Here is a 25,373-nt window from a genome sequence, read left to right on the forward strand (position 1 = left end):
GCTACGGCCGTCCCGTGTCCTGATCGCAGTCGTCGGTGGCGTTGCCGGGGCCCGGCCTGCCCGAGCGGAGGCGTTGCACGAAGCCGTAGAGCTGGGGGTTCTGCTTGATGCTGCGCTTGAGGTTGGCCTTGGCGGTGTGGAGGGCGGCCACCACGGCGCCGGCGGTCGAGGTCGGCCACAGGATGTCGTGCTGCACGGTCTCGACGCTGCACCAGGACCGCTTGTAGGCCTGGTCGCCAATGCCGAAATCGAACAGCGCCACGCCCTCGCCGCAGAGCTTGCGGATCATCAGGTGGAACAGGAATTCGCCCGGGCTGGCGTCGGGCGCATATCCCTCGTCGATCGAGCCGAACTGGCAGATGACGTGGTCGCCCTTGCGCGACAGGCCGGCGATCGCGATGACCCGGCCCTGGTCGGGGCCGCTGCGGACCTTGAGCGCGTGCAGTTGCAGCGGATAGGCATCTGCCTTGGCCGACGTGCGCGACAGCATGCGGAAGAACGCCTGCGTCTCGGCGTCGCGAAACACGTTCGGCAGCCCCAGTGCCTCGAAGCGGACCGCCTTCTGGCGGAAGAACACGCCGAGCGTTTCGACGGCGTTTTCGGGGGCTGCGGCAATGACGTGCTCGTACCCGCCCAGCGCCTCCAGCCGGCGCTCGCCCTGGCGGAATTTCTTGCGTCGCCGCTTGGCGTTGAGCTGCGCCAGCGTGCGGTCGAAGTCGGGAGAAAGCGGCAACTGGTAGGCCGCGTTCTGGTTCAGCACGGCCGGAAGGTGCGAGAAGGGATGTTCCTGCCCGCGCCAGTGCAGCGGCATGTTCTCGAGCATGAACAGGTCGAAGTAGCGGGCGAATCGGCCGCGGGCCTGGTCGAGTGCCCGCCGCAGCGTCGCCGGCGCGGCGAGAGTGCGGAAGCCTTCGCCGTAGAGCCCGGTGTTGATGTTGCTGAAGCGCGAGCCGAGAAACCGGGCGATCCGGACCGGGCCTTGGCGGACGACTTCCAGCGGCAGCAGCAGTTCGGTGCGCCCGGCATGGACACCCTCGACGATCAGCAGCCGGCTGTCGTGCGTTTTCGCCCAGGCGCTGCACCAGTCGTAGCCCTGGTGCAGCGACAGGCCGTCGCCGGTCTCGAGCCGGCGCCAGGCCGCCTCCAGCGGCTCCATCCGGTCGTGCACCTGGATCGACAGGGGAATGGCGCCCGCCCGCCGTTCGCCGCCCGGGACATAGCGCGCCAGCGTGCCGAGGACGTCCCCGTCGGCCGGCATGACCTGGAGATCAATCTGCATTGCACCCACGTCCGGTCCCATCGCGCCCCTGTCGGCCCTGTTGCGGTAGCCTGACCTTACGTCGGGATGGTCGGCAACTGGTTTACGGCCGCGGCGGCGGCGGCCGTTGCCAACCGAATTCGACGACAAGGGTTAGCGAGTGACTAACGAAAATGGGGCTCGGCCGGGGTCATTGCTTCGGCCGCGACGGCTTTTCCATCCACTTGATGATCAGCATCGCCGGCAGGATCCACAGCAGGCCGGTGAAGAGGAAGTAGAGCATGTGCACCCACCAGGGCGACGTCGCCAGCGTGAGCGAGGCGATGGTCGTTGCCACCAGCGCATAGACGAGGACGAGGATGATGATCAGGATCGTGCCGATCAGCTTGCGCAGGCGAGGGGGCATGGAAGACTCTCGTTTCGTTGCGCGACGCGCGCGCGGCCATCGCCGCGACCGCATGCCGCAAATGCTGGAGGCTTGTTTTGCATGGCACGGTGATGCAAATCAACGCCGAGAAGACAGGAGCCGCCATGACCAGCACCGCCGCCGTGACCGAACGCCAGTTCCCTGGCGACATCGAGCGCATCGACCGCAACCGGAAGATGGTGCGCCGCTGGCTCGGTTTCGTGCTCTTGACCCTGTTTGCGCTGGTGCTGGTGGGCGGGGCGACGCGGCTGACGGACTCGGGGCTGTCGATCACGGAATGGAAACCGATTCACGGCGTCATCCCGCCGCTCACCGACGCCGAGTGGCAGGAGGAGTTCGAGCTCTACAAGCGCATTCCGCAATACACGCAGCTCAACGGCGACATGACGGTCGAGGCCTTCAAGACGATCTTCTGGTGGGAATGGGCACACCGGCTGCTGGCCCGGTCGATCGGCCTCGTCTTCGCGCTGCCGCTGGTCTTCTTCTGGGCGACCGGCCGGATCGAACGGCGCCTGCGCTGGCCGCTGACGGGCGTGCTGGCGCTCGGCGGCTTCCAGGGCTTCATCGGCTGGTGGATGGTGTCGTCCGGGCTGGCCGAGCGTGTCTCCGTCAGCCAGTACCGTCTCGCCACCCATCTCGTCATCGCCTGCCTGATCTTTGCGGCCTGCATGTGGATCATGCGCGGACTGTCTCCGCACACCAACGATCCCGCCCCGACGAGGAATGCCAAGACAATGGCGGCGGTGATCGCCGGCATGGCCCTGTTCCAGATCTATCTCGGCGCACTGGTGGCCGGGCTCGACGCCGGTTTGAGCTACAACACCTGGCCGCTGATGGACGGCGCCATCGTGCCCGGCGACCTGTTCGTGCAGCGGCCGTGGTGGATCAACCTGTTCGAGAACCCGAAGACCGTGCAGTTCATGCACCGCATCGGCGCCTACGGGCTGCTGGCGCTGGCGCTCATGCACATGCTCGCCGCGTTGCGGGCAGCGCCAGAGACCACCCATGCCCGCCGCTCCGTGCTGCTGTTCGGTCTTGTCTGCCTGCAGGCGCTGATCGGCATCCTGACGCTGGTCTGGCAGGTTCCGCTCGGTTGGGCGCTCGCCCACCAGGGCGGTGCACTTGTCGTGCTCGGCTTCGCCATCGCCCACTGGCGCGGCTTCATCGGCGCCTACCCGAAGGAGGCGCGGACCGGGTCCGCCGCATGAGCCGCCTGCGGTAGCGCCGGCTCCTGCGGGCCGGACGGCTCGTTGCCACCGCCGGTCGGGAAGCCGGCGGATCATGCCTGTCGACTTACCCGCGCAGCATCAAGTCCATGTTCTGCACCGCGGCGCCGGAGGCGCCCTTGCCGAGGTTGTCGAGCAGGGCCACCAGATTGACGTGCGGGGCGCCGGCCGTGCCGAAGACGTAGAGCTTCATCCGGTCGGTATTGGCCAGTTCCACCGCGTTGACGCGGGCAAGCCCGGCGCTTTCCTTCAGGTCCACGACCTCGACGATGTCCTGTCCGGCATAGTGATCGGCCAAAGCCGCGTGGATCGAGCCGAGCGAGGCGTGCGCGTTGAGATCGGCGAGATGGAGCGGGACCTGCACGATCATGCCCTGCGGGAACTTGCCGACCGATGGCGAGAACAGCGGCGCGCGGGCCAGCAGGCCGTGCACCTGCATCTCCGGCACGTGCTTGTGCTTCAGCGGCAGGCCGTAGAGGAAATGCGGCGCATCGATGTGTTCCGGGTGGCCGGTATCCTCCATCTGCGCGATCATCTGCTTGCCGCCGCCGGTATAGCCCGACACGGCGTTGACCGTGACGGGATAATCCTCGGGCAGGATGCCCGCCGCCCGCAGCGGCCGGAGCAGGCCGATGGCGCCGGTCGGGTAGCAGCCGGGATTGGCGACGTGGCGGGCCGCGGCGATCCGCCCGGCCTGGTCGGCGTCCATTTCCGCGAAGCCGTAGGCCCAGTCCGGGCTGACGCGGTGGGCCGTCGAGGTGTCGATGATGCGCACGCTGTTGTTGCTGGAGACCATGGCGACGGCCTCCCTGGCGGCGTCGTCCGGCAGGCAGAGGATGGCGATGTCGGCGCTGTTGAGCAGGTCCTCGCGCAGGACATTGTTGCGCCGTTCCGCCTCCGGGATCGACAGCAGCTCGACATCGGTGCGGCCCGCCATGCGCGTGCGGATCTGTAGGCCCGTCGTGCCGTGTTCGCCATCGATGAAGATCTTCGGTTTCATGGAGCTGCCCTTCCTCTGCCGCATACGCTTGTCGGGGAGGCTATACCGCCTCCCCATGACGCTTTCAATGCGGGGGCTAGGCGCTTGCCGGCGCCTGCCGCCGCTCCGCCAGCCAGCCGGCGCGCAGGCCGAGCATGTACATGGCGATCGTCGAGCCGGCGATGGCGGTGATGTCGGCGTGGTCGTAGGCCGGGGCCACCTCGACCACGTCCGCGCCCTTGATGTGGAGTGGCCCGAGCCGCTGCAGCACCGAAAGGATCTTCGCGCTCGACGGTCCGCCGGAGACCGGCGTGCCGGTGCCCGGGGCATAGGCGGGGTCGAGGCAGTCGATGTCGAAGGTCAGGTAGCAGGACCGGTCGCCGACATGGCGCACGATGGTTTCGGCGACTTCGGCGGCCGACATGTCCTCGAGCTCGTGGCCGTAGACGATGCGGATGCCGCAGTCCTCCGGCGCATGGGTGCGGATGCCGATCTGGATCGAGCGTTCCGGGTCGATGATGCCGTCACGGACGGCTCGGGCGACGAAGGAACCATGGTCGATGCGGCCCTTCTCGTCGCTCCAGGTGTCCTGGTGCGCGTCGAACTGCACCAGCGCCAGCGGCCCGTGGGCCGCGGCATGCGCCTTCAGCACCGGCCAGGTGACGAAATGGTCGCCGCCGAGCGTCAGCAGGAAGGCACCGGACTTCAGGATCTTGGACGCCTCGCGCTCGATCGTAGCCGGTGTCTTCTGATGGTTGCCGTAGTCGAGCAGGCAGTCGCCATAGTCGATCACGGCCATGTTCTCGAACAGGTCCTGCTGGAAGGGATACTGGGGATCGTTGTCCATGATCGCGGACGCGCGGCGGATCGCCTGCGGGCCGAAACGTGCGCCCGGCCGGTTCGAGGTGGCGGCGTCGAAGGGGATGCCCCAGACGACGGCGTCGACGCCCTTCAGGTTCTTGCTGTAGCGGCGGCGCATGAAGGAAAGCACGCCCGCATGGGTCGGGTCAGAGGCGGCACTCTTCAGCGATTTCGTCGTGATCGCGTGATCGATGGTCTTGTTGGCCAATATGGGTCCTCCTGCAATTCGTCGCGGACGGTGGACAATCGGCTGGCGGAAGGCAAGGGGGAGGGACGGAATTCTGCGCGCGGCGGGACCGGTGGTCCTGAGCGGCCGGCTGTCGAGGCCGCGCCGCATCCCGAGCGCACAAAACTGTGGGCCGCCCGCAAAGTTGCCCGGATTCGCGCCTATCTGCCCACCGTCACTCGCCGGCGTCGTGATAGACCTCGCCGGGGCGTTCGCGTGGAATCACATCTGGAATGCACATGCCTTATCGCAAGGAAATCGACGGGCTGCGGGCTATCGCGGTTGCTTCCGTCATTTTGTTTCATACCGGCTTCAATGGCTGGAGCGGCGGCTTTGTCGGCGTCGACATCTTCTTTGTCCTGAGCGGCTACCTGATCACCTCGATCATCCTGAAGGATTTGCAGGGCGGAACCTTCTCGCTGGCGCGGTTCTACGAGCGCCGGGCGCGACGGATCCTGCCGGCGCTGTTTTTGGTGATGACCTGCTGCCTGCCGCTGGCCTGGCTGCGGATCAATCCGGAGGACTTCGAGATCTTCTCGAAGAGCCTGGTCACGGCCGCCTTCTCGGTGTCGAACATCTATTTCTGGCGCAAGGCCGACTATTTCGCGCCCGACGCCGAGACGTCGCCGCTGTTGCACACCTGGAGCCTCGGCGTCGAGGAGCAATACTATCTGCTCTTCCCCGTCCTTCTGCTGTGTTTGTGGCGCAAGCAACGCGCCTGGACGACCGGCACGGTGGCGCTGCTGGCGATCGCCAGCCTTTTCCTGTCGCAATGGGCTTCCGTACACGCCCCGGCGACCAACTTCTACCTGTTGCCCACCCGTGCCTGGGAGCTGCTGGCCGGCGCGCTCGTGGCGCTCTGGCAGTTCCAGCGGCGGCCGGCGCCACGCGCCGTCGACGACGGTCTGGCCGCGGTGGGGCTGGCGCTGATCGTCTTCTCGATCTTTCACTTCGACGAGGGCACCCCTTTCCCCTCGCTCTACGCGCTGGTGCCGGTGGGGGGCACGGTGCTGGTGCTCAACTTTGCCCGGGGCGGTCAATGGACCGCGCGGCTGCTCTCGCTGCCGATCCTCGTCGGCCTCGGCCTGATCAGCTACAGCGCCTATCTCTGGCACCAGCCGGTGCTGGCCTTCCTGCGTCTCTTCAGCCCGGCCGAGCCGACCACGGGCACCCTCGTCGCGGCCTGCGGCCTCACGCTGGTCCTGGCCTATCTGTCCTGGCGTTTCGTCGAGCAGCCGTTCCGGGCGAATCGGGTGACGTTCGTGATGACGGGCCGGCGGCTTGCCGGCGCGGTCGCCGCCAGCATCCTGGCGTTCACGGCCTACGCCATGACCGGGGTCTACACCGATGGCCTGCCGGAGCGCCTCCCGCCGCACATACAGAATTTCGCCGAGGACACGACATGGAGCAGGAAATGCCTGTTCCAGTTCGGCACGGAATGGCATTTCCCGGAGCGGGACTGCATCTACAATGCCGGAAAACCGCAGCAGGTGGCGATTTGGGGAGACTCCGTTTCCGCCTCGATCACGCCGGTGCTGGCGCAGCGGCTCGCCGGCGACGGGCTTGAGTTGCACCAGTTGACGCACGGGCATTGCGCGCCGATCCGCGACGTCGCCTCCGACAAGAGCGAGGGCGCGCGCGAGTGCCGGCGGTTCAACGACGATGCCTACCGCTACATCATCGACAACGGCATCGACACGGTCGTGCTGTTCGCCTCGTGGGCGAACTTCTTCGATGAGAAGCGGTTCTGGGTGAAGAATGTCAGCGTCGACGGCACGGCGGCGGTCGCCGAAGCCTTCGATGCCACGCTGCGGGACCTGCGCACGGCCGGGGTCAAGGTCATCCTGGTCTACCCGCACCCTTCGCTCCAGGTGAAGATCACCCTGACGGCCATCCGGCTGATGATGCGTGGTGACGACACACCGGACGTCGAGCAGGACTATGCCGCCTTCAGGGATCGCACGGCGCCCGCCTACAAGCTGCTGGACGGGGCCGCGGCCGGGCAGGGGGGCGGTGGGCTGTTCCGCATCTATCCCGAGCGGGTGTTCTGCAACAGCTTCGAGGCAGGCAAGTGCGTGATGATGAACGACGGGACGGCCTTCATCGCCGACCGCCTCCACTTCACCGATGACGGTGCCCGGCTTGTCGTCAACCAGATCATGAACGCCGTCGGCACGCTGCGCGCGGAAGGCGGGCCGCTCCGCTCGGCCCGGCCCTCGTAAATCACGGCCCCCACCGATCGGCGGCCACGCCGTGCCGGCGGGCGAACATCCTCCCCGGTCGGCCATGAAAAAAGGCGGAGCCGAAGCTCCGCCTTTCCGAATTGTCGAGATCGCAGGAAGCGATCAGCGCTTCGAGAACTGGAACGAACGGCGGGCCTTCGCCTTGCCGTACTTCTTGCGCTCGACCACGCGGCTGTCGCGGGTCAGGAAGCCGCCCTTCTTCAGCACCGAGCGAAGGCCCGGTTCGAAATAGGTGAGCGCCTTGGAGATGCCGTGACGAACGGCACCGGCCTGGCCGGAGAGGCCGCCGCCGGCGACGGTGGCATCGACGTCGAACTGGCCATCACGGGCAGCGGCGACGATCGGCTGCTGCAGGATCATCTGCAGGACCGGGCGGGCGAAGTAGGCCGAAAACGGCTTGCCGTTGACGGTGATCTTGCCGGAGCCCGGCTTGACCCATACGCGGGCAACGGCGTCCTTGCGCTTGCCGGTCGCGTAGGAACGGCCCTGGGCGTCAACCTTCTTGACGTGAACCGGGGCGGAAGCCGGAGCGGCCGCAGCCGTGCCGAGATCCTTCAGGGAAGAGAGGTCAGCCATGCTCAGGCGCTCCTTACGTTCTTTTTGTTCAGCTTGGCGACGTCGAGGACGGTCGGCTGCTGTGCTTCATGCGGGTGGTTGGAACCGGCATAGACGCGCAGGTTCTTCATCTGGCGACGGCCGAGCGGGCCGCGCGGAACCATGCGCTCGACAGCCTTCTCGATGACGCGCTCCGGGAAGCGGCCCTCGATGATCTGCCGCGCCGTGCGCTCCTTGATGCCACCCGGATGCCCGGTGTGCCAGTAGTACGTCTTGTCGGTGTACTTCTTGCCGGTGAGGGCGACTTTCTCGGCGTTGATGACGATGACGTTGTCGCCGTCGTCGACGTGGGGCGTGAAGGTGGCCTTATGCTTGCCGCGCAGGTGGTTTGCGATGATGGAAGCGAGACGACCGACAACGAGGCCTTCGGCATCGATGAGGATCCACTTCTTTTCCACCTCGGCGGGCTTCTGTACGAAGGTTGCCATGGCAAAAACTCTTTCGTTTGGACCCGAGGCCGCAGGACCCCAGGCGTTTCTTGTTGCTTGGATTGGCAGGCTGGGTGCATGCCAAAAACGAAAGCGGCCCGAACGGACCGCGATCTGTGCCGGCTTATAGGTGAAGCCCCGTCCGGCGTCAAGCCCTGCGTTTCGAGGGATGTCGCTAAAAATAACGCAAATACAATGCATTAAGTGTGGGGTAGTTTGATACCACAAATTATCGCGGCGGAATCGAATAGGTCGCGGTGGCGTGGGCGACGAGTTCGGCGTCCGGCCCGGCCGAAATCGACGTCTCGATCACCGCCAGGCGCTTGCCGAGCTTGAGCAGTCGGCCGGCGCAGCAAAGCGGCCCGGGCTCCGGTTTGCGCAGGAAGTTGATGTTGAGGTTGGTGGTGACCGCGAGCGCCACGGGACCGATATGGGCGAGCACGGTGCAATAGGCGGTGACGTCGGCCAGCGCGAACATCGTCGGGCCCGACACGGTGCCGCCGGGGCGCAGGTGCCTCCCGGACGGAGCAAGGCGCATTTCGGCGGTGCCCGGACCGACCGCGGTTACTTCGAAAAGCTTGCCGTCCGTGTGGATCTCGGGGAACGCGGTCTCGAGAAACCGGTTAAGGTCGTCGACGGTCATGACCGGTGCGAAGTTCTCTTTCATCTGCGGTCTCGTCCTTCCTTGCCTTGTCGAGGCGAGTTCGCGGCCGCTGCCCATTGCGCGATCGCCCTGCGGGCCGGGCAGCCGTGCCCTTGAATGCCGCCGCCCATGCGCGTACCACGACGCGAAGAAGAACGATACGGAGTCGATGTCATGGCCGATGTGGTGCCGTTGCGCAGGGACGATCCAGCCGGGCTGGTGCAGAAGGAACGGGCCGGGGCGGTGCTGCGCCTGACGCTCAACAACCCGCCCGCCAATGCGCTTTCGATTGCGCTGATGACGGCGCTTGCGGCGGCGCTGGACGAAGCGGCCGCGGACGAGACTGTGCGTGTCGTCGTGCTGGCGGCGACCGGCAACCTGTTTTCCGCCGGCCACGACCTGAAGGAAATGACCGGGCATAGGGCGGACGCGGACGAGGGCAGGGCCTTCTTCGAGCGGACGATGCGCATGGCGGCCGACCTGATGCTGAAGATCGCCGGACTGCCGCAGCCTCTGATCGCCGAGGTCGACGGCCTCGCCACGGCCGCCGGCTGCCAACTGGTTGCCACCGCCGATCTTGCAATCTGCACCGACACTTCCACGTTCTGCACGCCGGGCGTCAATATCGGCCTGTTCTGCGCGACGCCGATGGTGGCGGTGACGCGGGCCGCCCATCCGAAGCAGGCGATGGAAATGCTGCTGACCGGCGAGACCATCGATGCCGGGGCGGCGAAGGACTTCGGCCTCGTCAACCGCATCGTGCCGAAGCAGTATCTGCGCCAGGTGGTCGACAAATACGCCTCGGTGATCGCATCGAAGTCGCCGCAGGCGCTGAAGATCGGCAAGGCCGCCTATCGCGCCCAGGCCGGATTGCCGCTGCCGCAGGCCTACGACCAGGCCGTCGCCGTGATGGTCGACAACATGCTGCGCGCCGACGCCACGGAGGGCATCGGCGCCTTTCTCGACAAGCGCATGCCGGAATGGACGGGCGAGTAGGCCGGCCTAGCCTAGCCTAGCCTAGCTTCAGCACCAGCACGCCGGCGGCGATCGTGGCGCCGGCGACATAGCGCCAGATGCTGGCCTTCTCCTTGAGGACGACGACGGAGATCAGCAGCGCGAACAGGATCGCCGTCTCGCGAAGGGCGGCGACGGTGGCGATGGGCGCCTTCGTCATCGCCCAGAGCGCCAGACCGTAGGACGCGATCGATCCGCCGCCGCCGATCAGCCCGCGTCTCCAGTTCCGGCGCACATGCGCGGCGACGACGTCGGCGCCGCGCCGGTAGGTGGCCCAGCCGAACAGCAGCACCGGCGGCAGGAGCGCCATCCACAGCGTGTAGGAGATCGCGTTGCCCGACAGGCGCGCGCCGGCGCCGTCGACGAAGGTGTAGGTGGCGATGACGCAGGCATTGGCGAGGGCGAGCAGGAAGGCGTGGCGGCCGCCGTGACGCGACTCGAAGGCGAGCGTCAGCACGCCGGCGGATATGATCAGGATGCCGGCCAGGGCGCCCGTCGACAGATGTTCGCCGAGCACCAGCCCGCTGGTCGATGCGACGATCAGCGGCGCCGCGCCGCGCATCAACGGATAGACGAGACCGATGTCGCCGGCGCGATAGGCGGCGGCCACGAGCTGGAAATAGGCGAACTGGAAGACGGCCGAGGCGGCAATGAAGGGCCAGGCCTCTGGCTTCGGCAGCGGCACGAAGGGCAGGAAGGCCAGTCCGAAGGCTCCGGCCCCAAGCGCGATCATCGCCGCGTCGAGCGACTTGTCGCTGCCCGTCTTGACGATCGCATTCCAGGTGGCGTGCAGCGCCGCGCCGAGCAGCACAAGTGCTATCACATCAATCGGCACGGAAAACCTCTGTCAGTACGGGTGGGGTCGAAGGGTAGGCGATCGCCGCGCCCTTCATCCACCGAATCGCGCCGCATGGCAATGCGGTGCCTGTATCGGGCGGGGCCGTTTTCAGGAGCGGTGGCCCGGCTCGGCGCCGGAGCGCGAAAAATGGCAATTGGACCCGGCATGACGTATTATGACGGTGCGTAACGCAGCGGGAACGCGGGGCGCGTCCGAGACGGCAGCCTGGGAGGCCATGATGGACCATGATCGCTACAGCGGCAGCTATATCTGCAACATCCTGCGCTCGGTCCGCACCATCGCCGTGGTCGGCGCCTCACCCAACCAGTCGCGGCCGAGCCATGGGGTCATGGGCTTTCTGCTCGGCAAGGGCTACCATGTCATTCCCGTCAATCCGGGGCACGCCGGAAAGACGATTCTCGGCCAGCCGGTGGTCGGTCACCTCTCCGACATCCACGAACCGATCGACATGGTCGACACCTTCAGGGCTTCCTCGCAGCTCTCGGCGCTGGTCGACGAGGTGCTGGCGCTGCAGCCGAGGCCAGCGGTGATCTGGGGCCAGTACGGGGTGCGCGACGACGCCGCGGCGGAAAAGGCCGAGGCGGCCGGCATCTGCGTGGTGATGGACCGGTCCCCGGTCACCGAGTACCCGCATCTGGCCCGGCGCGGCGACTGACGGCTTGCCTGACCTTACGTGATTTGCGGTATTGACACGCGCCGTCACCTGTCCTCCCATCTCAGGCCACAGGCGAGGACAGGGCATGAACCACGACAGCTACACGGACTACTATCTCGCGGACATCCTGCGGGAGACCAAGGTTATCGCGCTCGTCGGCGCCTCGCCCAAGCCGGAGCGGCCGAGCAACCGCGTCATGGCCTTCCTGTTGCGCAAGGGCTACCGCGTGATCCCGGTCAATCCCGGCCAGGCCGGCAAGCAACTGCACGGGCAGACGGTCTATGCCCGGCTGGCGGACGTTCCCGAGCCGGTGGACATGGTCGACGTCTTCCGCACCGCTTCGGCCCTGCCGGAGGTGGTGGACGAGGCGCTGGCGATGACGCCGCCGCCGAGGACAATCTGGGGGCAACTGTCGGTGCGCCACGATGCGGCCGCCGCGCGCGCCGAAGCGGCCGGAATCAAGGTGGTCATGGATCGCTGTCCGGCGATCGAGCATCCGCGGCTGATCGACTGACATGCCGAATTTCGCCGTGCTCTGCCCGCGCTCTGGGGCGGGCGAAGCGCGACAGACTGGCTTTGACGCCGCGGCCGGGCTCTGAAATAGTGCCGGGCCGCGGAAGCCGCGCGGGGTCGCAGCTCAAGCGCATGAAAAATTGCATGTTTCCTCTTGGAACATGTCACGGGGAGGTCGATACATGAAGAACAAGCCGGGCTTTGCCACCCTTGCAGTCCATGCGGGGGCTGCCCCCGATCCAGCGACGGGCGCGCGCGCGACACCGATCTACCAGACGACCAGCTTCGTCTTCGAGGACACCGAGCACGCCGCCTCGCTGTTCGGCCTGCAGGCCTTCGGCAACATCTATACCCGTATCATGAATCCGACCCAGGCGGTGCTCGAAGAGCGCGTCGCCGCGCTCGAGGGCGGCACCGCGGCGCTGGCGGTGGCATCCGGCCACGCGGCGCAACTGCTCGTCTTCCACACCATCATGCGCCCGGGCGACAACTTCATCGCTGCCCGAAAGCTCTATGGCGGTTCGATCAACCAGTTCGGCCAGTCGTTTGCGAGCTTCGACTGGCATGTGCGCTGGGCCGACACCGACGAACTTTCCAGCTTCGAGGCCCAGATCGACGAACGGACGAGGGCGATCTTCATCGAGAGCCTGGCCAATCCCGGCGGGACCTTCGTCGACATTGCCGCGATCGCCGCGATCGCCCACAAGCACGGCCTGCCGCTGATCGTCGACAACACCATGGCAACGCCCTATCTGGTGCGGCCGTTCGAGCACGGCGCCGACATCGTCGTCCATTCGCTGACGAAATTTTTGGGCGGACACGGCAACTCGATGGGCGGCGTCATCGTCGACGGCGGCACCTTCGACTGGTCGGCCTCCGGTGCCTATCCGGCGCTGTCGGAACCGCGCGCCGAATATGGCGGCGTCATTCTGCACCAGACCTTCGGCAACTTCGCCTTCGCGATCGCCTGCCGGGTGCTCGGCCTGCGCGATCTCGGTCCGGCGATCTCGCCCTTCAACGCCTTCCAGATCCTCACCGGCATCGAGACGCTGCCGCTGCGCATGCAGCGCCACTGCGACAACGCGCTCGCGGTCGCCAGGTGGCTGAAGGCGCACGACAAGGTCGGCTGGGTCAGCTATTCCGGGCTGGAGAGCGATCCGAACCACGCGCTGCAGGCGCGCTACTCGCCCAAGGGGTCGGGGGCGGTCTTCACCTTCGGTCTGAAGGGTGGCTACGAGGCGGGCAAACGCTTCGTCGAGGGGCTGGAGATGATCTCGCATCTCGCCAACATCGGCGACACGCGCTCCCTGGTCATCCACCCGGCCTCGACCACGCACCGGCAGTTGTCGAAGGAACAGCAGATTGCCGCCGGGGCCGGTCCGGATGTCGTGCGCCTCTCCATCGGCATCGAGGACCCCGCCGATATCATCGCCGATATCGAGCAGGCGCTGGGCCAGGCGTAGTCGGGAGGGAGCGGTCATGGATCGATCGCCGCGCCTCGCCGTCCTGATCGATGCCGACAATACGTCGTCCCGGATCGCCGACGGGCTCTTCGAGGAGATCGCCAAGATCGGCGAGGCCAGCGTTCGGCGCATCTACGGCGATTTCTCCAGCAGCCGGATGAAGGGATGGGCGGACACGCTTGCCCGGCACGCGATCGTGCCGCAGCAGCAGTTCGCCTATACCACCGGCAAGAACGCCTCCGACATCGCGCTCGTGATCGATGCGATGGACCTGCTCCACAGCGGCCGCTTCGACGGCTTTTGCCTGGTGTCGTCCGACAGCGACTTCACCCGGCTCGCCGCCCGCATTCGCGAACAGGGCACGGACGTCTTCGGATTCGGCGAGCAAAAGACGCCGGAGAGCTTCCGCCAGGCCTGTCGCCGCTTCATCTACACGGAAAACCTGTTGCCCGAGACCAATGGCGATCAGGCGGCGAGCCCGGCGCGTCAATCGCCGTCTGCCGCTGTGCCGCTGATCCGCAAGGTACTGGCACAGGCCGCGAGCGAAGACGGATGGCTCGGTCTGTCTGCCGTCGGCAGCCAACTCTCGAACCTTGCGCCGGACTTCGATCCGCGGACCTACGGATGCGGCAAGCTGAGCGATCTCGTGCGCAAGACCGGCAAGTTCGAGATCGAACAGTCCGGTGGATCGATAAAGATTCGCTATGGCGCAGCCGATCAGGCGGCACGGCAGCCGCCGAAGCATAACGCCCCATGATCGTCGCAAGAGGAGCGGACGGAGAGTCATGACCAAGGCAGTCGCATTCGACATCAGCGCGCTGGCGCCCGAGATCGGCCGGCCGGCGGCCGACCGGCTCATTGCCGGCGATCCGGAATTCCGCACCTGGAACCTGGAGGAGGCCGAGGGCGGGATCTATTGCGGCATCTGGGAGGCGACGCCCGGCAAGTGGCGCATCCAGTATGACGAGTGGGAGTATTTCAACATCCTGTCCGGTCATTCGATCGTCACATCCGACGACGGCGAGGTGATCGAGCTGAAGCCGGGAGACCGCCTGATCCTCAGACCGGGCTTCAAGGGAAGCTGGGAAGTCGTTGAAACGACTCGCAAGGACTACGTCATCCGGGTCTGAGCCTGGGGAAGGCGTGGTCGTCCGCGCGGTCCGCCTCAGTCCTTCCTGAACGCCCGGGCAAAGTCGGGCGAGGAGATGGCCGCAAGGGCGCGGCGCAACTCGGCCGACCGGTCTGCGCCGAAGACGCGGTCGAAGCGGTCCTGTGCCTCGCGCCAGAGTTCCATCATCTCCGCGTGCTTGGCCCGGCCCACCGGCGTCAGCCGGGCGCGCTTCACCCGCTTGTCGCGCTCGTCCGGCACCAACTCCACCAGCCCGTCGCGAATGAGCGGCTTCAGCGTGTGGCCGAGCGCCGACAGGTCCATCACCAGCGCCTCGGACAGTGCCTTCAGCGGCGGGCTGCCGCTGTGCTCGATCTGCGAGATCAGCGAGAATTGCGTCGCCTTCAGTCCGGCCGGCTCGAGGACGTCGTCATAGAGCTGGCCAAGCTGGCGCGCCGCGCGGCGAACCGCGCTGCCGGTGCAACTCATCCAGGGACCTTCCGGCTTCGTCATCTCATCCCCCTTGTCCATCGTCTTCCTTAGGCCAAGACCGCGCCGGCGAAAAGATTCCTGCGGGCGCCCCTTGCGCTTTGGCGGTCGTTTGACAATATAGTGGCATATGCCAGTAAATTCAATCCAACGGAGATTGCCATGACCGAGACTACCAACACGCCTGCATCCGCTGCCGGGACCGCGCTTGTCACCGGCGCATCGTCCGGCATCGGCGCATCCTACGCCGAGCGCCTCGCCCGCCGCGGCCACGACCTGCTGCTCGTCGCGCGCGACACCGACCGGTTGTCCGCGCTGGCCGGACGGCTGGCGCGGGAGCATGGCGTCAAGGCCGAGGTCCTCACCGCCGACCTGACGAAGCGGGATGACGTGCGCAAGGTCGAGCGCCGCCTGCGCGAGGATGCCGCGATCGCAGTGCTCGTCAACAATGCCGGGATCGGTCCGAAGGGGCCGCTTCTTTCGGACGACATCGACTATCTCGACGACATGATCGACCTCAATGTCGGCGCGGTGAACCGGCTCGCCGTGGCCGCGGCACAGGCCTTCGCCGGGCGCGGTCATGGCACGATCGTCAACATCGCCTCGGTCGTGGCGCTGATCCCGGAAATGTTCAATGGCACCTACGGCGGCAGCAAGGCCTTCGTCCTCGGCCTGACGCAGGCGCTGCACGCCGAACTTCAGGGCCGGGGCGTCCGCGTCCAGGCCGTGTTGCCGGGGCTCACGCGCACGGAGATCTTCGACCGCGCTGGCGGTTCGGTCGACCGGCTCGATCCGGCGATGGTGATGGAGGTCGGCGATATGGTCGATGCCGCCCTTGCCGGGCTCGACCAGGGCGAACTGGTGACGATCCCGTCGCTGCCAGACCGGGCCGAATTCGAGCAGCTCGATGCTGCGCGCCTCGGTCTGCGTCCGAACCTGTCGCGCGACCGGCCGGCTGGCCGCTACGGCGTCGGCGCGCGCGTGCCCGCCTGAGGCTTCCCTGTGTGATCGACGCTGTGCGCCTGATGGCGCACGGCGTCCGGCGCGCTACCAGGCAAGGTCGAGGCGCTCGAGCCCGTGGAAGTGGTAGACGTCCTTGACGACCGGCGTCGCCGCCAGCCGCAGCCCGGGAAGCCGCCGGAAGAGAAGCGGCAGCGCGATGCTGAGTTCAAGCCGCGCCAGCGGCGCGCCGATGCAGAAATGGATGCCGGCGCCGAAGGAAAGGTTTGCCCCCTCGTCGCGATCCGGCCGGAAGGTGAGGGGATCACCGAATTTTCGCGGGTCGAGGTTGGCCGCGGCCAGGATCAGCGCGATCTTGTCGCCGCGCCGGAACGGGATGCCGTCGACCTCGACGTCCTCCAGGGCGTAGCGTTGGAAGATGTGCACCGGCGCGCTGATCCGCAGCGCCTCTTCCACCGTTCGCTCCGTCGCCCGCTCGTCCGCGAACATCGCCGCCGTCGAAAGGCCGCTGTCGAGGATGCTGCGGACGGCATTGCCGATCTGGTGCACCGTCGCCTCGTGGCCGGCATTGAGCAGCACGATCGTGGTCGAGACCAGTTCGTCCTCGGTGAGCAAGTGGCCCTTGTGCTCGGTATGGATCATGTGGCTGAGGAGGTCGTCGCGGGGCTGCGCGCGGCGCTCGGCGATGACGGAGCGCACATAGTCGGAAAATTCCGCGGCGGCCCGATCGGCGGCATGCTCGTCCGCCTCGGTCCGACCGAACATGTACATGCGCACATAGGCGTGCGACCAGGCCAGCAGCTGCGGCCCCATCGCGTCGGGAATGCCGATCATGCGGGCGATCATCGTCACCGGCAGGATGTCGGCGAAGGCGGAGAGCAGCTCGACCCGGCCATCCCGCTCGAAGCTGTCGATCAGGCCGTTTGCCAGATCGGTGATCTCCGGGCGCAGCCGGTCGATCTGGCGCGAGACGAAGGCACGGTTGACGAGCGTGCGCAGGCGCGTGTGCTCCGGCGGTTCCAGTTCCAGCAGCGACCAGGCCTCGGCGGCGTCGAAGTGCTTCAGGTGCGGCAGCGGCGCCGCCATGCCGAGGTCGGCTCGGCTTGCCACATGCAGGATCTGACGGCCGAAGCGTCGGTCGCGCAGCAGCGCGTTCACCTGGTCATAGCCGGTGAAATACCACTGCTTCTGCTCCTCCCACCAGAAGGTCGGGGCATGGGCATGCAGGGCGGCATAGACCGGGTTCGGGTCGCGGTAGAAAGCGGGATCGCGGACGTCGAGGCAGACGCGGCGCGCGGCCGCGTCGATGGAGAGAAAGGGGAACGGCTGGGTCATCGCGCAGACCTAGCGGATTTCATGGCGGTGCAAAAGGTCTCGATCGGCCCGGCGGCGGCCCCGTCTCCGCGTCAGCGCCGGACGGCGACGATCGAGCTGACGCGGTAGCGCGACAGCTGGACCCGGTCCGACTGGTTGCCGCCGAACAGGTAGACGTACTGCCGCCCCTTGTCGAAATGGTGGAACAGGCTGACATGGAAGCGCTGCTTTCCGGTCCGCATCACCACGACGTCGCCGGGCTTCGCCGCCCGGAGAGCCACGGGCCTGCCGAACTTCTTCCAGGAGACCGCCAGGTTCGGACTGGCCGGTGGCTGACGCTTCGCGCGCTTGGCGACGTAGGCCATGAACGCTCCGCACCAGGAGATGCGGCGGGGATTGACCCCGAGGAAGGAGATCGATCGCTCATGCATGTTGTTGAATTTCGTAGCCGCGCGCAGCATGTCGGCCTGGGCCGGCACGGCAAGAAACGCGAGCATGATGGCTAGAATAACCCTCATTTGCTACTCGGACTGTTTGGATCGCGCTGGTGATCCCGGCCAGCACAAAGAACAAAGCGACGGCAGGACCGTACAGACCAATCAGGGCATAATTTAGGAAGTTCTAATTATGCGCGCTTTAGCAGTCATGGCAGGAAATCCCGGCGCTGCGGGAGCAACGATAGGGGGGCGGCTGCCTTCCGTCAGGAACGGGAAGCATGGCAGATCTTCCTGCCGGATTTGGCGGTTCGGGCAAACATAACGGGCAGACGATTTGCTCGATCGGGGCCGGCACAACTGCGTCAAAGCCAAGCCGCTCTTTGCGGTTTCACGCGGATGGGAAATGCAGGGCAATGGGAGAGATAGTTATGCTTCATACGGATGAGGGATTACTATTGGAGCGCCCGCATGACGTTCGCACACTGGCCGAAGCGCCGTCCGCCTTGGACCGGACAGCTCCGTGCGGCCAGCGCGGGCGACCGCAGCCGGTTCGGTTCAGTCGCCGACGGCAATGCCTTCCCGTCGCGGGTCGGCGCTGCCCTTGAGGCCGTCCGCGGTGATTTCGATGGCGTGGAGACCGGAGTTCATCTCGCCGAGCTTGACCTCGTAGCCGAGCGCCTTCAGCGGCTCCGCCAGCTTCTCCGCGTCCGTCCCGGCTTCGAGCTCGAAGGTGCCGAAGCGGTTGAGCAGGTGCGGCATCGCGACGATCTGGCCGACATCCAGGCCCCAGTCGATATAGGCGATCAGCGCCTGGGTGACGTAGCCGATGATCTGGCTGCCGCCGGGAGAGCCGATCGCCAGCAGCGGCCTGCCGCCCTTCATCACGATCGTCGGTGCCATCGAGGAGCGCGGACGCTTCCCCGGCTCGACGCGATTGGCGATCGGGACGCCGTTCTCATGCGTTTCGAACGAGAAATCGGTCAGTTCGTTGTTGAGCAGGAAGCCGTTGGTCATCAGCCGCGAGCCGAACGCGTTTTCGATGGTCGTCGTCATCGACACGACGTTGCCGGCCCCGTCGACAATGGCAAAGTGGCTGGTCGAGGGCAGTTCCAGCGAGCGGTCGCGGCCGAACAGGAGCGCATGGTCCCATTCCGGCTCGCCGGCGACGACCTTGTCGTCGCCGAGCGCCAGTTCGCCGTCGAGAAGGGTGGCGCGCTTGCCGAGATAGTCCTTCTCGAGCAGTCCCTCGACCGGCACCGGGACGTAGTCGGTGTCGGCGAGGTAGCGGCCTCGGTCGGCAAAGGCAAGGCGCTGCGCGTCGCCGATGATCCGCCACGCCTGCGGGTTGTCCTTGCCGAGCCCGCTGATATCGAAGTTTTCGATCATGCCGAGCGTCTGGCCGACGGCGACGGCGCCGGAGGAGGGTGGCCCCATGCCGCAGACCTCGTGCGCGCGGTAGCTGATGCACACGGGCCGGCGCTCGCGGACGCGGTAGGTGGCGAGGTCGTTCAGCGTCAGCATGCCGGGATTTCCGGCCGCCATCCGCACGGCGTCGACGATCGCTTCGGCGATCGGGCCGGAGTAGAAGGCGTCCGCCCCGTCCTCGCCGATCGAACGCAAGGTCGCGGCATAGGCAGGATTCTTCAGGACCGTGCCGGCCTTCAGCGGCGCTCCGTCCGCGTCGAAGAAATAGGCCTTGGTCGGCTCGTAGGTCTTTAGCCGGTCGCCCTCGGCGGCGATCAGCGCGGCCAGCCGCGGCGACACCGCGAATCCGGCGTCGGCAAGGGCTGCGGCCGGTTCCAGCAGCTCCTTCCAGTCGAGCTTGCCGTAGCGCTTGTGCGCTTCCTGCAGCAGGGCCACCGTGCCGGGCGTTCCCACCGAACGACCGCCGACGACCGCGTCGAAGAACTCCAGCGGTTGGCCGTCCTTGTCGAGGAACAGCTTGGGCGTGGCCCGTTGCGGGGCCGTCTCGCGCCCGTCGAGCGTCGTCAGCCACTTCTTGCCGGCGTCGTAATAGACCAGGAAGGCGCCGCCGCCGAGGCCGGATGACTGCGGCTCGACCAGACCCAGCATCGTCTGCACGACGATCGCCGCGTCGATGGCGCTGCCGCCGCGCCTGAGAATGTCGGCGCCGGCGGCCGCGGCGACCGGGTTCGCGGCGGAGACCATGAAGGACTTGGCGGTGACCAGCTTCGCGGACGAGGTGCCGGTCGCCTGCTCCGGCGCGACGCTGTCCGAGGCCTGTTGCGGCCACGCCGGCGCGGCAGCCAGAAGCACGGCGGCCACGGCGCATGCAAGCACTCTCGTCGACATGAAAGCCTCCCTCAAACGGTCACGATACTATGGCTTGCTGCACGGGTCGCGGCAACTGCGGACGATGACGGCGGCCCGGCGCTTCGGCGCGGTCGGGACGTCGATGGCGATCACGCCTGTGGATATTTGCCCCGGGCATTTGTCGGTTAACCCCGTTCTGGCATTGACGGCGGGCAAAGTTCCTGCGCGTCTTGAAGAGAGGCCCCCGGACACTCTATGTAGGGAATATGAAAATTCTTGATTCCCGGCGCTTCGCAAGGGTTTCGGGCCACACTGAGAAGGGTTGACATGAGAAATCCGGTAGATACCGCCCTGGGTCTCGTGCCGATGGTCGTCGAACAGACCAACCGCGGCGAGCGCTCCTACGACATCTTTTCCCGGTTGCTGAAGGAACGCATCATCTTCCTCACCGGTCCGGTGGAAGATTCCATGGCGACGCTCGTCTGCGCCCAGCTTCTCTTCCTCGAGGCCGAGAACCCGAAGAAGGAAATCGCGCTCTACATCAATTCGCCGGGCGGCGTCGTCAGCTCCGGCATGGCGATCTACGACACCATGCAGTTCATCCGGCCGGCCGTGTCGACGCTCTGCATCGGCCAGGCGGCCTCGATGGGGTCGCTGCTGCTCGCCGCCGGCCACAAGGACATGCGCTTCGCCACGCCGAACTCGCGCATCATGGTGCACCAGCCCTCCGGCGGCTTCCAGGGCCAGGCCTCCGACATCGAGCGCCACGCCCGGGACATCCTGAAGATGAAGCGCCGCCTGAACGAGGTCTACGTCAAGCACTGCGGCCGCAGCTATGAGGAGGTCGAGCAGACGCTCGATCGCGACCATTTCATGAGCGCCGACGAGGCCTTGGACTGGGGCCTGGTCGACAAGGTGATCACGACGCGCGAGGCGATCGAGGGTACGCCCGGCGAGTGACATCAATGGAATGTGTGCGGATGAGAGTCGCTGTGACACATTTGTAATGGTCCAAGGGCTTTATCCGCGCGACAAAGACGTTAATAATGGCCGTCAGCGTTATTCGGCCCGACACCGGGTAACGTACGGTTGAGTGGGGGATTCGTTGCCACCGGCTGGGGGATCGTCATCTCAGCCGGCCAGTACCCCAAAGAGCCTTGATGGGCCGGCGTTGCAGGCCGGGCCTCCGGGTGGGTTGAGTGGTCCGCGGGGCTTGCAGCCTGCGCGGCATGCCGGAAGGAAAGTGATATGAGCAAGGTCAGCGGCAGCAACGGCGGCGACTCCAAGAACACTCTGTATTGTTCATTTTGCGGCAAGAGCCAGCACGAAGTCCGCAAGTTGATTGCGGGCCCGACCGTGTTCATCTGCGATGAATGCGTCGAGTTGTGCATGGACATCATCCGCGAGGAGAACAAGACCTCGATGGTGAAGTCCCGCGACGGCGTGCCCACGCCCCAGGACATCATCAAGGTCCTCGACGAGTACGTCATCGGCCAGCAGCAGGCCAAGCGCATCCTATCGGTTGCCGTGCACAACCACTACAAGCGACTGGCGCATGCCGCCAAGGGTTCGGACGTGGAACTGGCGAAGTCGAACATCATGCTCGTCGGCCCGACCGGTTGCGGCAAGACCTATCTGGCGCAGACGCTCGCCCGCATCATCGACGTACCCTTCACCATGGCCGACGCCACCACGCTGACCGAAGCCGGCTATGTCGGCGAGGACGTCGAGAACATCATCCTGAAGCTGCTGCAGGCCGCCGACTACAACGTCGAGCGCGCGCAGCGCGGCATCGTCTACATCGACGAGGTCGACAAGATTTCCCGCAAATCCGACAACCCGTCGATCACCCGCGACGTGTCGGGCGAGGGCGTGCAGCAGGCGCTCCTGAAGATCATGGAGGGCACGGTCGCGTCCGTCCCGCCGCAGGGCGGCCGCAAGCATCCGCAGCAGGAATTCCTGCAAGTCGACACGACCAACATCCTGTTCATCTGCGGCGGCGCCTTCGCCGGCCTCGACAAGATCATCTCGGCGCGCGGCGAGAAGACCTCGATCGGCTTCGGGGCGACGGTGCGCGCGCCGGAGGACCGCCGCGTCGGCGAGGTGCTGCGTGACCTCGAGCCGGAGGACCTGGTCAAGTTCGGCCTGATCCCGGAGTTCATCGGCCGCCTGCCGGTGCTGGCGACGCTCGAGGACCTCGACGAGGACGCACTGATCCAGATCCTGTCGGAGCCGAAGAACGCGCTGGTCAAGCAGTACCAGCGCCTGTTCGAGATGGAGGATGTGGAACTGACCTTCCACGAGGACGCGCTGCGCGAGATCGCCCGCCGCGCCATCATCCGCAAGACCGGCGCCCGCGGCCTGCGCTCGATCATGGAGAAGATCCTGCTCGACACCATGTTCGAGCTGCCGACGCTGGAAGGCGTGCGCGAAGTGGTCATTTCCGACGAGGTGGTGAAGGGCGCATCCCGCCCGCTCTACATCTACTCCGATCGCTCCGAAGAAAAGGCGAATGTGTCCGCCTGACGCGGCCCGACGCATTGCAGACCCGCCTCCGGCGGGTCTTCGCATATTGGAAGCGGCCTGCAGGGCACCCCAGTCGGTCGTGCCGGCCGGTCAAGTTTCGAAATGACGAATGGTACCAGGCCTGCCAGCGGGCAGACGCGTGGACGCAGCCGATGGGTGCACGGTGACCGGGCAATCCGGCGTCTCGGGTGCGCGAACCGGAATGCTGCGGCGCAAGCCCGGCGTCAGGTCCCGCCACTAGCCTGATGGTCTTGTGCAACGCGTTTGTGATGGCCCCTCAGGGCTTGAAAACTTGATGACATAACTCCACCTGTGGGTGGACGAGAATAGGCCGGAAAGAGCGCAACAGGGCGCCCGGCATCAGCTCCCGGTAACGGGAAGTTGGAAAGGACAGAACATGACGAAGAAGACGTCTGGCGCGCAAGAGAGCACGGCATTCCCGGTATTGCCGCTGCGCGATATCGTAGTGTTTCCACACATGATCGTGCCGCTGTTCGTCGGCCGCGAAAAATCCATTCGCGCGCTGGAAGAGGTGATGGGGACCGACAAGCAGATCATGCTTGCCACCCAGATCAACGCAGGTGACGACGATCCCGAGCCCGATGCGATCTACAAGGTCGGCACCGTCGCCAACGTCCTGCAGTTGCTGAAGCTTCCCGACGGCACCGTGAAGGTGTTGGTCGAGGGACGCGCGCGCGCCGAGATCGAAGGCTACACCGACCGCGAGGATTTCTACGAGGCCGATGCCCGCGTGCTGGCCGAGCCGGACGAGGACCCGGTCGAGATCGAGGCACTGGCGCGCTCTGTCGTCTCGGAGTTCGAGAACTACGTCAAGCTCAACAAGAAGATCTCGCCGGAAGTGGTCGGCGCGGCCAGCCAGATCGAGGACTACTCGAAGCTGGCAGACACGGTCGCCTCGCACCTCTCCATAAAGATCGTCGAGAAGCAGGAAATGCTCGAGACGACCAGCGTCAAGCTGCGTCTGGAAAAGGCGCTCGGCTTCATGGAGGGCGAGATCTCCGTGCTGCAGGTGGAGAAGCGCATCCGCTCTCGCGTCAAGCGGCAGATGGAGAAGACCCAGCGCGAGTACTACCTGAACGAACAGATGAAGGCGATCCAGAAGGAGCTCGGCGACGGCGAGGACGGCCGCGACGAGATGGCCGAACTGGAAGAGAAGATCGCCAAGGCCAAGCTTTCCAAGGAGGCCCGCGAGAAGGCGGACGCCGAGCTGAAGAAGCTGCGCCAGATGAGCCCGATGTCGGCGGAAGCCACCGTCGTGCGCAACTATCTCGACTGGCTGACCGGCATTCCGTGGAACAAGCGGTCGAAGGTCAAGACCGACCTGAACAACGCCGAGAAGATCCTCGACGAGGATCATTTCGGGCTGGACAAGGTCAAGGAGCGGATCGTCGAGTACCTCGCCGTGCAGGCCCGCTCGAACAAGATCAAGGGGCCGATCCTGTGCCTCGTCGGTCCTCCGGGCGTCGGCAAGACCTCGCTCGCCAAGTCGATCGCCAAGGCCACCGGGCGTGAATACGTCCGCATGGCGCTTGGCGGCGTGCGCGACGAGGCCGAGATCCGCGGCCACCGCCGCACCTATATCGGCTCGATGCCCGGCAAGGTCATCCAGTCGATGAAGAAGGCGAAGAAGTCGAACCCGCTCTTCCTGCTCGACGAGATCGACAAGATGGGCATGGACTTCCGCGGCGATCCGTCGTCGGCCCTGCTCGAGGTGCTCGATCCGGAGCAGAACTCGACCTTCATGGACCATTACCTTGAGGTTGAATACGACCTGTCGAGCGTGATGTTCGTGACCACCGCCAACACGCTGAACATTCCCGCGCCGCTGATGGACCGCATGGAAGTGATCCGGATTGCCGGCTACACCGAGGAAGAGAAGCTGGAGATCGCCAAGCGCCATCTGCTGCCGAAGGCGATCCGTGACCACGCGCTGCAAGAGCGGGAATTCTCCGTGACCGACGGTGCGCTGATGGCGGTGATCCAGCAGTACACCCGCGAGGCCGGCGTCCGCAACTTCGAGCGGGAGCTGATGAAGCTCGCCCGAAAGGCGGTGACCGAGATCATCAAGGGCAAGGCGACCAAGGTGGAAGTGACGGCGGAGAACATCCACGACTTCCTCGGCGTTCCGCGCTACCGCCACGGTTCGGCCGAGCGCGACGATCAGGTCGGCGTTGTTACCGGCCTGGCCTGGACCGAGGTCGGCGGCGAACTGCTGACCATCGAAGGCGTGAGCCTGCCGGGTGGCAAGGGCCGCATGACGGTCACGGGTAACCTGAAGGACGTCATGAAGGAGTCGATCTCGGCGGCGGCATCCTATGTCCGCTCGCGTGCCATCGATTTCGGCATCGAGCCGCCGCGCTTCGACAAGACCGACATCCACGTGCATGTGCCGGAGGGCGCAACGCCGAAGGACGGTCCGTCGGCCGGCATCGCCATGGCCACCGCGATCGTCTCGATCATGACCGGCATTCCGGTGTCGAAGGACGTTGCGATGACCGGCGAGGTCACGCTGCGCGGCCGGATCCTGCCGATCGGCGGCCTGAAGGAGAAGCTGCTTGCCGCGCTTCGCGGCGGCATCAAGAAGGTGCTGATCCCCGAAGAGAACGCCAAGGACCTGGCGGAGATCCCGGACAACGTCAAGAACAACATGGAGATCATTCCGGTCACGCGCATGGGCGAGGTCATCGAGCACGCGCTGGTACGCAAGCCGGAGCCGATCGAGTGGGATCCGTCGTCGGTTGAATCGAAGTCGGTTGCAACCGTCGAATCGGCTGACGAGAGCGGCACGGCGATCGCTCATTGAGGTAAACGAAGCCTCAAATGCCGTTCCACGG

General features: G+C 66.0%; 24 protein-coding genes. 12 read left to right on the forward strand and 12 right to left on the reverse strand.

What is annotated here, in order from left to right; all coding sequences use genetic code 11:
• Window position 1 precedes the first annotated feature (1 nt).
• Together ACXAGF_RS07390 and ACXAGF_RS07395 are read right to left on the reverse strand one after the other, a co-directional pair.
• Window positions 2-1,279 carry a GNAT family N-acetyltransferase gene (locus ACXAGF_RS07390; protein ID WP_475015694.1) on the reverse strand — a complete coding sequence of 426 codons (1,278 nt, stop codon included), beginning with the start codon at window positions 1,277-1,279 and terminating at the stop codon, window positions 2-4.
• A 169-nt stretch (window positions 1,280-1,448) separates the two neighbouring features.
• Window positions 1,449-1,664: a DUF2842 domain-containing protein gene (locus tag ACXAGF_RS07395; RefSeq protein ID WP_475015696.1), complete on the reverse strand. Its 216-nt coding sequence runs from the start codon at window positions 1,662-1,664 to the stop codon at window positions 1,449-1,451.
• A 125-nt stretch (window positions 1,665-1,789) separates the two neighbouring features.
• On the opposite strand from ACXAGF_RS07395, the gene ACXAGF_RS07400 reads away from it, so the two are divergent.
• On the forward strand, window positions 1,790-2,893 hold the full coding sequence (locus ACXAGF_RS07400) for a COX15/CtaA family protein (RefSeq protein WP_475015698.1): 1,104 nt from the start codon (window positions 1,790-1,792) through the stop codon (window positions 2,891-2,893).
• A gap of 85 nt (window positions 2,894-2,978) precedes the next feature.
• On the opposite strand, the gene argC is transcribed toward ACXAGF_RS07400, so the two are convergent.
• Window positions 2,979-3,911, reverse strand: a complete 933-nt coding sequence (argC, locus tag ACXAGF_RS07405) for an N-acetyl-gamma-glutamyl-phosphate reductase (RefSeq protein WP_475015700.1) — start codon at window positions 3,909-3,911, stop codon at window positions 2,979-2,981.
• 76 nt (window positions 3,912-3,987) lie between these two features.
• Complete coding sequence (gene speB / locus ACXAGF_RS07410; RefSeq protein WP_475015702.1) at window positions 3,988-4,959, reverse strand: agmatinase; 972 nt, start codon at window positions 4,957-4,959, stop codon at window positions 3,988-3,990.
• A 257-nt stretch (window positions 4,960-5,216) separates the two neighbouring features.
• Between speB and ACXAGF_RS07415 the strand changes: the two genes are divergently transcribed.
• Window positions 5,217-7,199 (forward strand): acyltransferase family protein, encoded by a 1,983-nt coding sequence (locus ACXAGF_RS07415; protein ID WP_475015704.1) that lies wholly within the window; start codon window positions 5,217-5,219, stop codon window positions 7,197-7,199.
• Between the two features lie 123 nt (window positions 7,200-7,322).
• Here the strand turns inward: ACXAGF_RS07415 and rpsI are convergent, their stop codons facing one another.
• The 3 genes from rpsI to ACXAGF_RS07430 form a co-directional block, all read right to left on the reverse strand.
• A complete protein-coding gene (gene rpsI / locus ACXAGF_RS07420; RefSeq protein WP_475015706.1) occupies window positions 7,323-7,796 on the reverse strand; it encodes a 30S ribosomal protein S9 in 474 nt (157 codons plus the stop codon).
• A gap of 2 nt (window positions 7,797-7,798) precedes the next feature.
• Window positions 7,799-8,263, reverse strand: a complete 465-nt coding sequence (gene rplM / locus ACXAGF_RS07425; protein WP_475015708.1) for a 50S ribosomal protein L13 — start codon at window positions 8,261-8,263, stop codon at window positions 7,799-7,801.
• Between the two features lie 229 nt (window positions 8,264-8,492).
• Window positions 8,493-8,930 (reverse strand): PaaI family thioesterase, encoded by a 438-nt coding sequence (locus ACXAGF_RS07430; RefSeq protein ID WP_475015710.1) that lies wholly within the window; start codon window positions 8,928-8,930, stop codon window positions 8,493-8,495.
• A 150-nt stretch (window positions 8,931-9,080) separates the two neighbouring features.
• Here ACXAGF_RS07430 and ACXAGF_RS07435 point away from each other — a divergent pair, with 150 nt between their 5' ends.
• A complete protein-coding gene (locus tag ACXAGF_RS07435; RefSeq protein WP_475015712.1) occupies window positions 9,081-9,902 on the forward strand; it encodes an enoyl-CoA hydratase in 822 nt (273 codons plus the stop codon).
• 16 nt (window positions 9,903-9,918) lie between these two features.
• On the opposite strand, the gene ACXAGF_RS07440 is transcribed toward ACXAGF_RS07435, so the two are convergent.
• Window positions 9,919-10,755, reverse strand: a complete 837-nt coding sequence (locus tag ACXAGF_RS07440) for an EamA family transporter (protein WP_475015714.1) — start codon at window positions 10,753-10,755, stop codon at window positions 9,919-9,921.
• Between the two features lie 241 nt (window positions 10,756-10,996).
• Here ACXAGF_RS07440 and ACXAGF_RS07445 point away from each other — a divergent pair, with 241 nt between their 5' ends.
• From ACXAGF_RS07445 to ACXAGF_RS07465, 5 genes are all read left to right on the forward strand, one after another.
• Window positions 10,997-11,434 carry a CoA-binding protein gene (locus tag ACXAGF_RS07445; protein WP_475015716.1) on the forward strand — a complete coding sequence of 146 codons (438 nt, stop codon included), beginning with the start codon at window positions 10,997-10,999 and terminating at the stop codon, window positions 11,432-11,434.
• A gap of 85 nt (window positions 11,435-11,519) precedes the next feature.
• Window positions 11,520-11,948, forward strand: coding sequence for a CoA-binding protein (locus ACXAGF_RS07450; RefSeq protein WP_475015718.1), 429 nt, complete (start codon window positions 11,520-11,522; stop codon window positions 11,946-11,948).
• A 181-nt stretch (window positions 11,949-12,129) separates the two neighbouring features.
• Window positions 12,130-13,410 carry an O-acetylhomoserine aminocarboxypropyltransferase gene (locus ACXAGF_RS07455; protein WP_475015720.1) on the forward strand — a complete coding sequence of 427 codons (1,281 nt, stop codon included), beginning with the start codon at window positions 12,130-12,132 and terminating at the stop codon, window positions 13,408-13,410.
• A 16-nt stretch (window positions 13,411-13,426) separates the two neighbouring features.
• Entirely contained in the window at window positions 13,427-14,167 is a 741-nt protein-coding gene (locus ACXAGF_RS07460; RefSeq protein ID WP_475015722.1) for an NYN domain-containing protein, read from the forward strand.
• A gap of 28 nt (window positions 14,168-14,195) precedes the next feature.
• Complete coding sequence (locus ACXAGF_RS07465; protein ID WP_475015724.1) at window positions 14,196-14,540, forward strand: cupin domain-containing protein; 345 nt, start codon at window positions 14,196-14,198, stop codon at window positions 14,538-14,540.
• A 35-nt stretch (window positions 14,541-14,575) separates the two neighbouring features.
• Here ACXAGF_RS07465 and ACXAGF_RS07470 read toward each other — a convergent pair whose 3' ends face one another.
• Window positions 14,576-15,031 (reverse strand): MarR family winged helix-turn-helix transcriptional regulator, encoded by a 456-nt coding sequence (locus ACXAGF_RS07470; protein WP_475015726.1) that lies wholly within the window; start codon window positions 15,029-15,031, stop codon window positions 14,576-14,578.
• Between the two features lie 138 nt (window positions 15,032-15,169).
• Between ACXAGF_RS07470 and ACXAGF_RS07475 the strand changes: the two genes are divergently transcribed.
• Complete coding sequence (locus tag ACXAGF_RS07475; protein ID WP_475015728.1) at window positions 15,170-16,000, forward strand: SDR family NAD(P)-dependent oxidoreductase; 831 nt, start codon at window positions 15,170-15,172, stop codon at window positions 15,998-16,000.
• A gap of 54 nt (window positions 16,001-16,054) precedes the next feature.
• On the opposite strand, the gene ACXAGF_RS07480 is transcribed toward ACXAGF_RS07475, so the two are convergent.
• The 3 genes from ACXAGF_RS07480 to ggt form a co-directional block, all read right to left on the reverse strand.
• Entirely contained in the window at window positions 16,055-17,302 is a 1,248-nt protein-coding gene (locus ACXAGF_RS07480; RefSeq protein WP_475015730.1) for a cytochrome P450, read from the reverse strand.
• Between the two features lie 71 nt (window positions 17,303-17,373).
• Window positions 17,374-17,799, reverse strand: coding sequence for a TIGR02594 family protein (locus tag ACXAGF_RS07485; RefSeq protein WP_475015732.1), 426 nt, complete (start codon window positions 17,797-17,799; stop codon window positions 17,374-17,376).
• A 474-nt stretch (window positions 17,800-18,273) separates the two neighbouring features.
• Window positions 18,274-20,031, reverse strand: coding sequence for a gamma-glutamyltransferase (ggt, locus tag ACXAGF_RS07490; RefSeq protein WP_475015734.1), 1,758 nt, complete (start codon window positions 20,029-20,031; stop codon window positions 18,274-18,276).
• A gap of 288 nt (window positions 20,032-20,319) precedes the next feature.
• Between ggt and ACXAGF_RS07495 the strand changes: the two genes are divergently transcribed.
• The 3 genes from ACXAGF_RS07495 (at window position 20,320) to lon (ending at window position 25,342) form a co-directional block, all read left to right on the forward strand.
• Window positions 20,320-20,952, forward strand: a complete 633-nt coding sequence (locus ACXAGF_RS07495) for an ATP-dependent Clp protease proteolytic subunit (protein ID WP_475015736.1) — start codon at window positions 20,320-20,322, stop codon at window positions 20,950-20,952.
• 288 nt (window positions 20,953-21,240) lie between these two features.
• Complete coding sequence (gene clpX / locus ACXAGF_RS07500; protein ID WP_475015738.1) at window positions 21,241-22,518, forward strand: ATP-dependent Clp protease ATP-binding subunit ClpX; 1,278 nt, start codon at window positions 21,241-21,243, stop codon at window positions 22,516-22,518.
• Window positions 22,519-22,915: 397 nt separating this feature from the next.
• Window positions 22,916-25,342, forward strand: coding sequence for an endopeptidase La (lon, locus tag ACXAGF_RS07505; protein WP_475015740.1), 2,427 nt, complete (start codon window positions 22,916-22,918; stop codon window positions 25,340-25,342).
• Window positions 25,343-25,373 lie beyond the last annotated feature (31 nt).

The organism is Mycoplana sp. ABR4_002 (assembly GCF_056159645.1).

Coding starts and splice junctions, on each gene's coding strand:
- ACXAGF_RS07395 (WP_475015696.1), bottom strand. CDS start 1,664: ATGCCCCCTCGCCTGCGCAAGCTGATCGGCACGATCCTGATCATCATC.
- clpX (WP_475015738.1), top strand. CDS start 21,241: ATGAGCAAGGTCAGCGGCAGCAACGGCGGCGACTCCAAGAACACTCTG.
- ACXAGF_RS07485 (WP_475015732.1), bottom strand. CDS start 17,799: ATGAGGGTTATTCTAGCCATCATGCTCGCGTTTCTTGCCGTGCCGGCC.
- ACXAGF_RS07415 (WP_475015704.1), top strand. CDS start 5,217: ATGCCTTATCGCAAGGAAATCGACGGGCTGCGGGCTATCGCGGTTGCT.
- ACXAGF_RS07475 (WP_475015728.1), top strand. CDS start 15,170: ATGACCGAGACTACCAACACGCCTGCATCCGCTGCCGGGACCGCGCTT.
- ACXAGF_RS07480 (WP_475015730.1), bottom strand. CDS start 17,302: ATGACCCAGCCGTTCCCCTTTCTCTCCATCGACGCGGCCGCGCGCCGC.
- argC (WP_475015700.1), bottom strand. CDS start 3,911: ATGAAACCGAAGATCTTCATCGATGGCGAACACGGCACGACGGGCCTA.
- lon (WP_475015740.1), top strand. CDS start 22,916: ATGACGAAGAAGACGTCTGGCGCGCAAGAGAGCACGGCATTCCCGGTA.
- ACXAGF_RS07460 (WP_475015722.1), top strand. CDS start 13,427: ATGGATCGATCGCCGCGCCTCGCCGTCCTGATCGATGCCGACAATACG.
- rpsI (WP_475015706.1), bottom strand. CDS start 7,796: ATGGCTGACCTCTCTTCCCTGAAGGATCTCGGCACGGCTGCGGCCGCT.
- ACXAGF_RS07450 (WP_475015718.1), top strand. CDS start 11,520: ATGAACCACGACAGCTACACGGACTACTATCTCGCGGACATCCTGCGG.
- ACXAGF_RS07465 (WP_475015724.1), top strand. CDS start 14,196: ATGACCAAGGCAGTCGCATTCGACATCAGCGCGCTGGCGCCCGAGATC.
- ACXAGF_RS07435 (WP_475015712.1), top strand. CDS start 9,081: ATGGCCGATGTGGTGCCGTTGCGCAGGGACGATCCAGCCGGGCTGGTG.
- ACXAGF_RS07430 (WP_475015710.1), bottom strand. CDS start 8,930: ATGAAAGAGAACTTCGCACCGGTCATGACCGTCGACGACCTTAACCGG.
- ACXAGF_RS07390 (WP_475015694.1), bottom strand. CDS start 1,279: ATGCAGATTGATCTCCAGGTCATGCCGGCCGACGGGGACGTCCTCGGC.
- rplM (WP_475015708.1), bottom strand. CDS start 8,263: ATGGCAACCTTCGTACAGAAGCCCGCCGAGGTGGAAAAGAAGTGGATC.
- ACXAGF_RS07495 (WP_475015736.1), top strand. CDS start 20,320: ATGAGAAATCCGGTAGATACCGCCCTGGGTCTCGTGCCGATGGTCGTC.
- ACXAGF_RS07400 (WP_475015698.1), top strand. CDS start 1,790: ATGACCAGCACCGCCGCCGTGACCGAACGCCAGTTCCCTGGCGACATC.
- ACXAGF_RS07470 (WP_475015726.1), bottom strand. CDS start 15,031: ATGACGAAGCCGGAAGGTCCCTGGATGAGTTGCACCGGCAGCGCGGTT.
- ACXAGF_RS07455 (WP_475015720.1), top strand. CDS start 12,130: ATGAAGAACAAGCCGGGCTTTGCCACCCTTGCAGTCCATGCGGGGGCT.
- ACXAGF_RS07445 (WP_475015716.1), top strand. CDS start 10,997: ATGGACCATGATCGCTACAGCGGCAGCTATATCTGCAACATCCTGCGC.
- ggt (WP_475015734.1), bottom strand. CDS start 20,031: ATGTCGACGAGAGTGCTTGCATGCGCCGTGGCCGCCGTGCTTCTGGCT.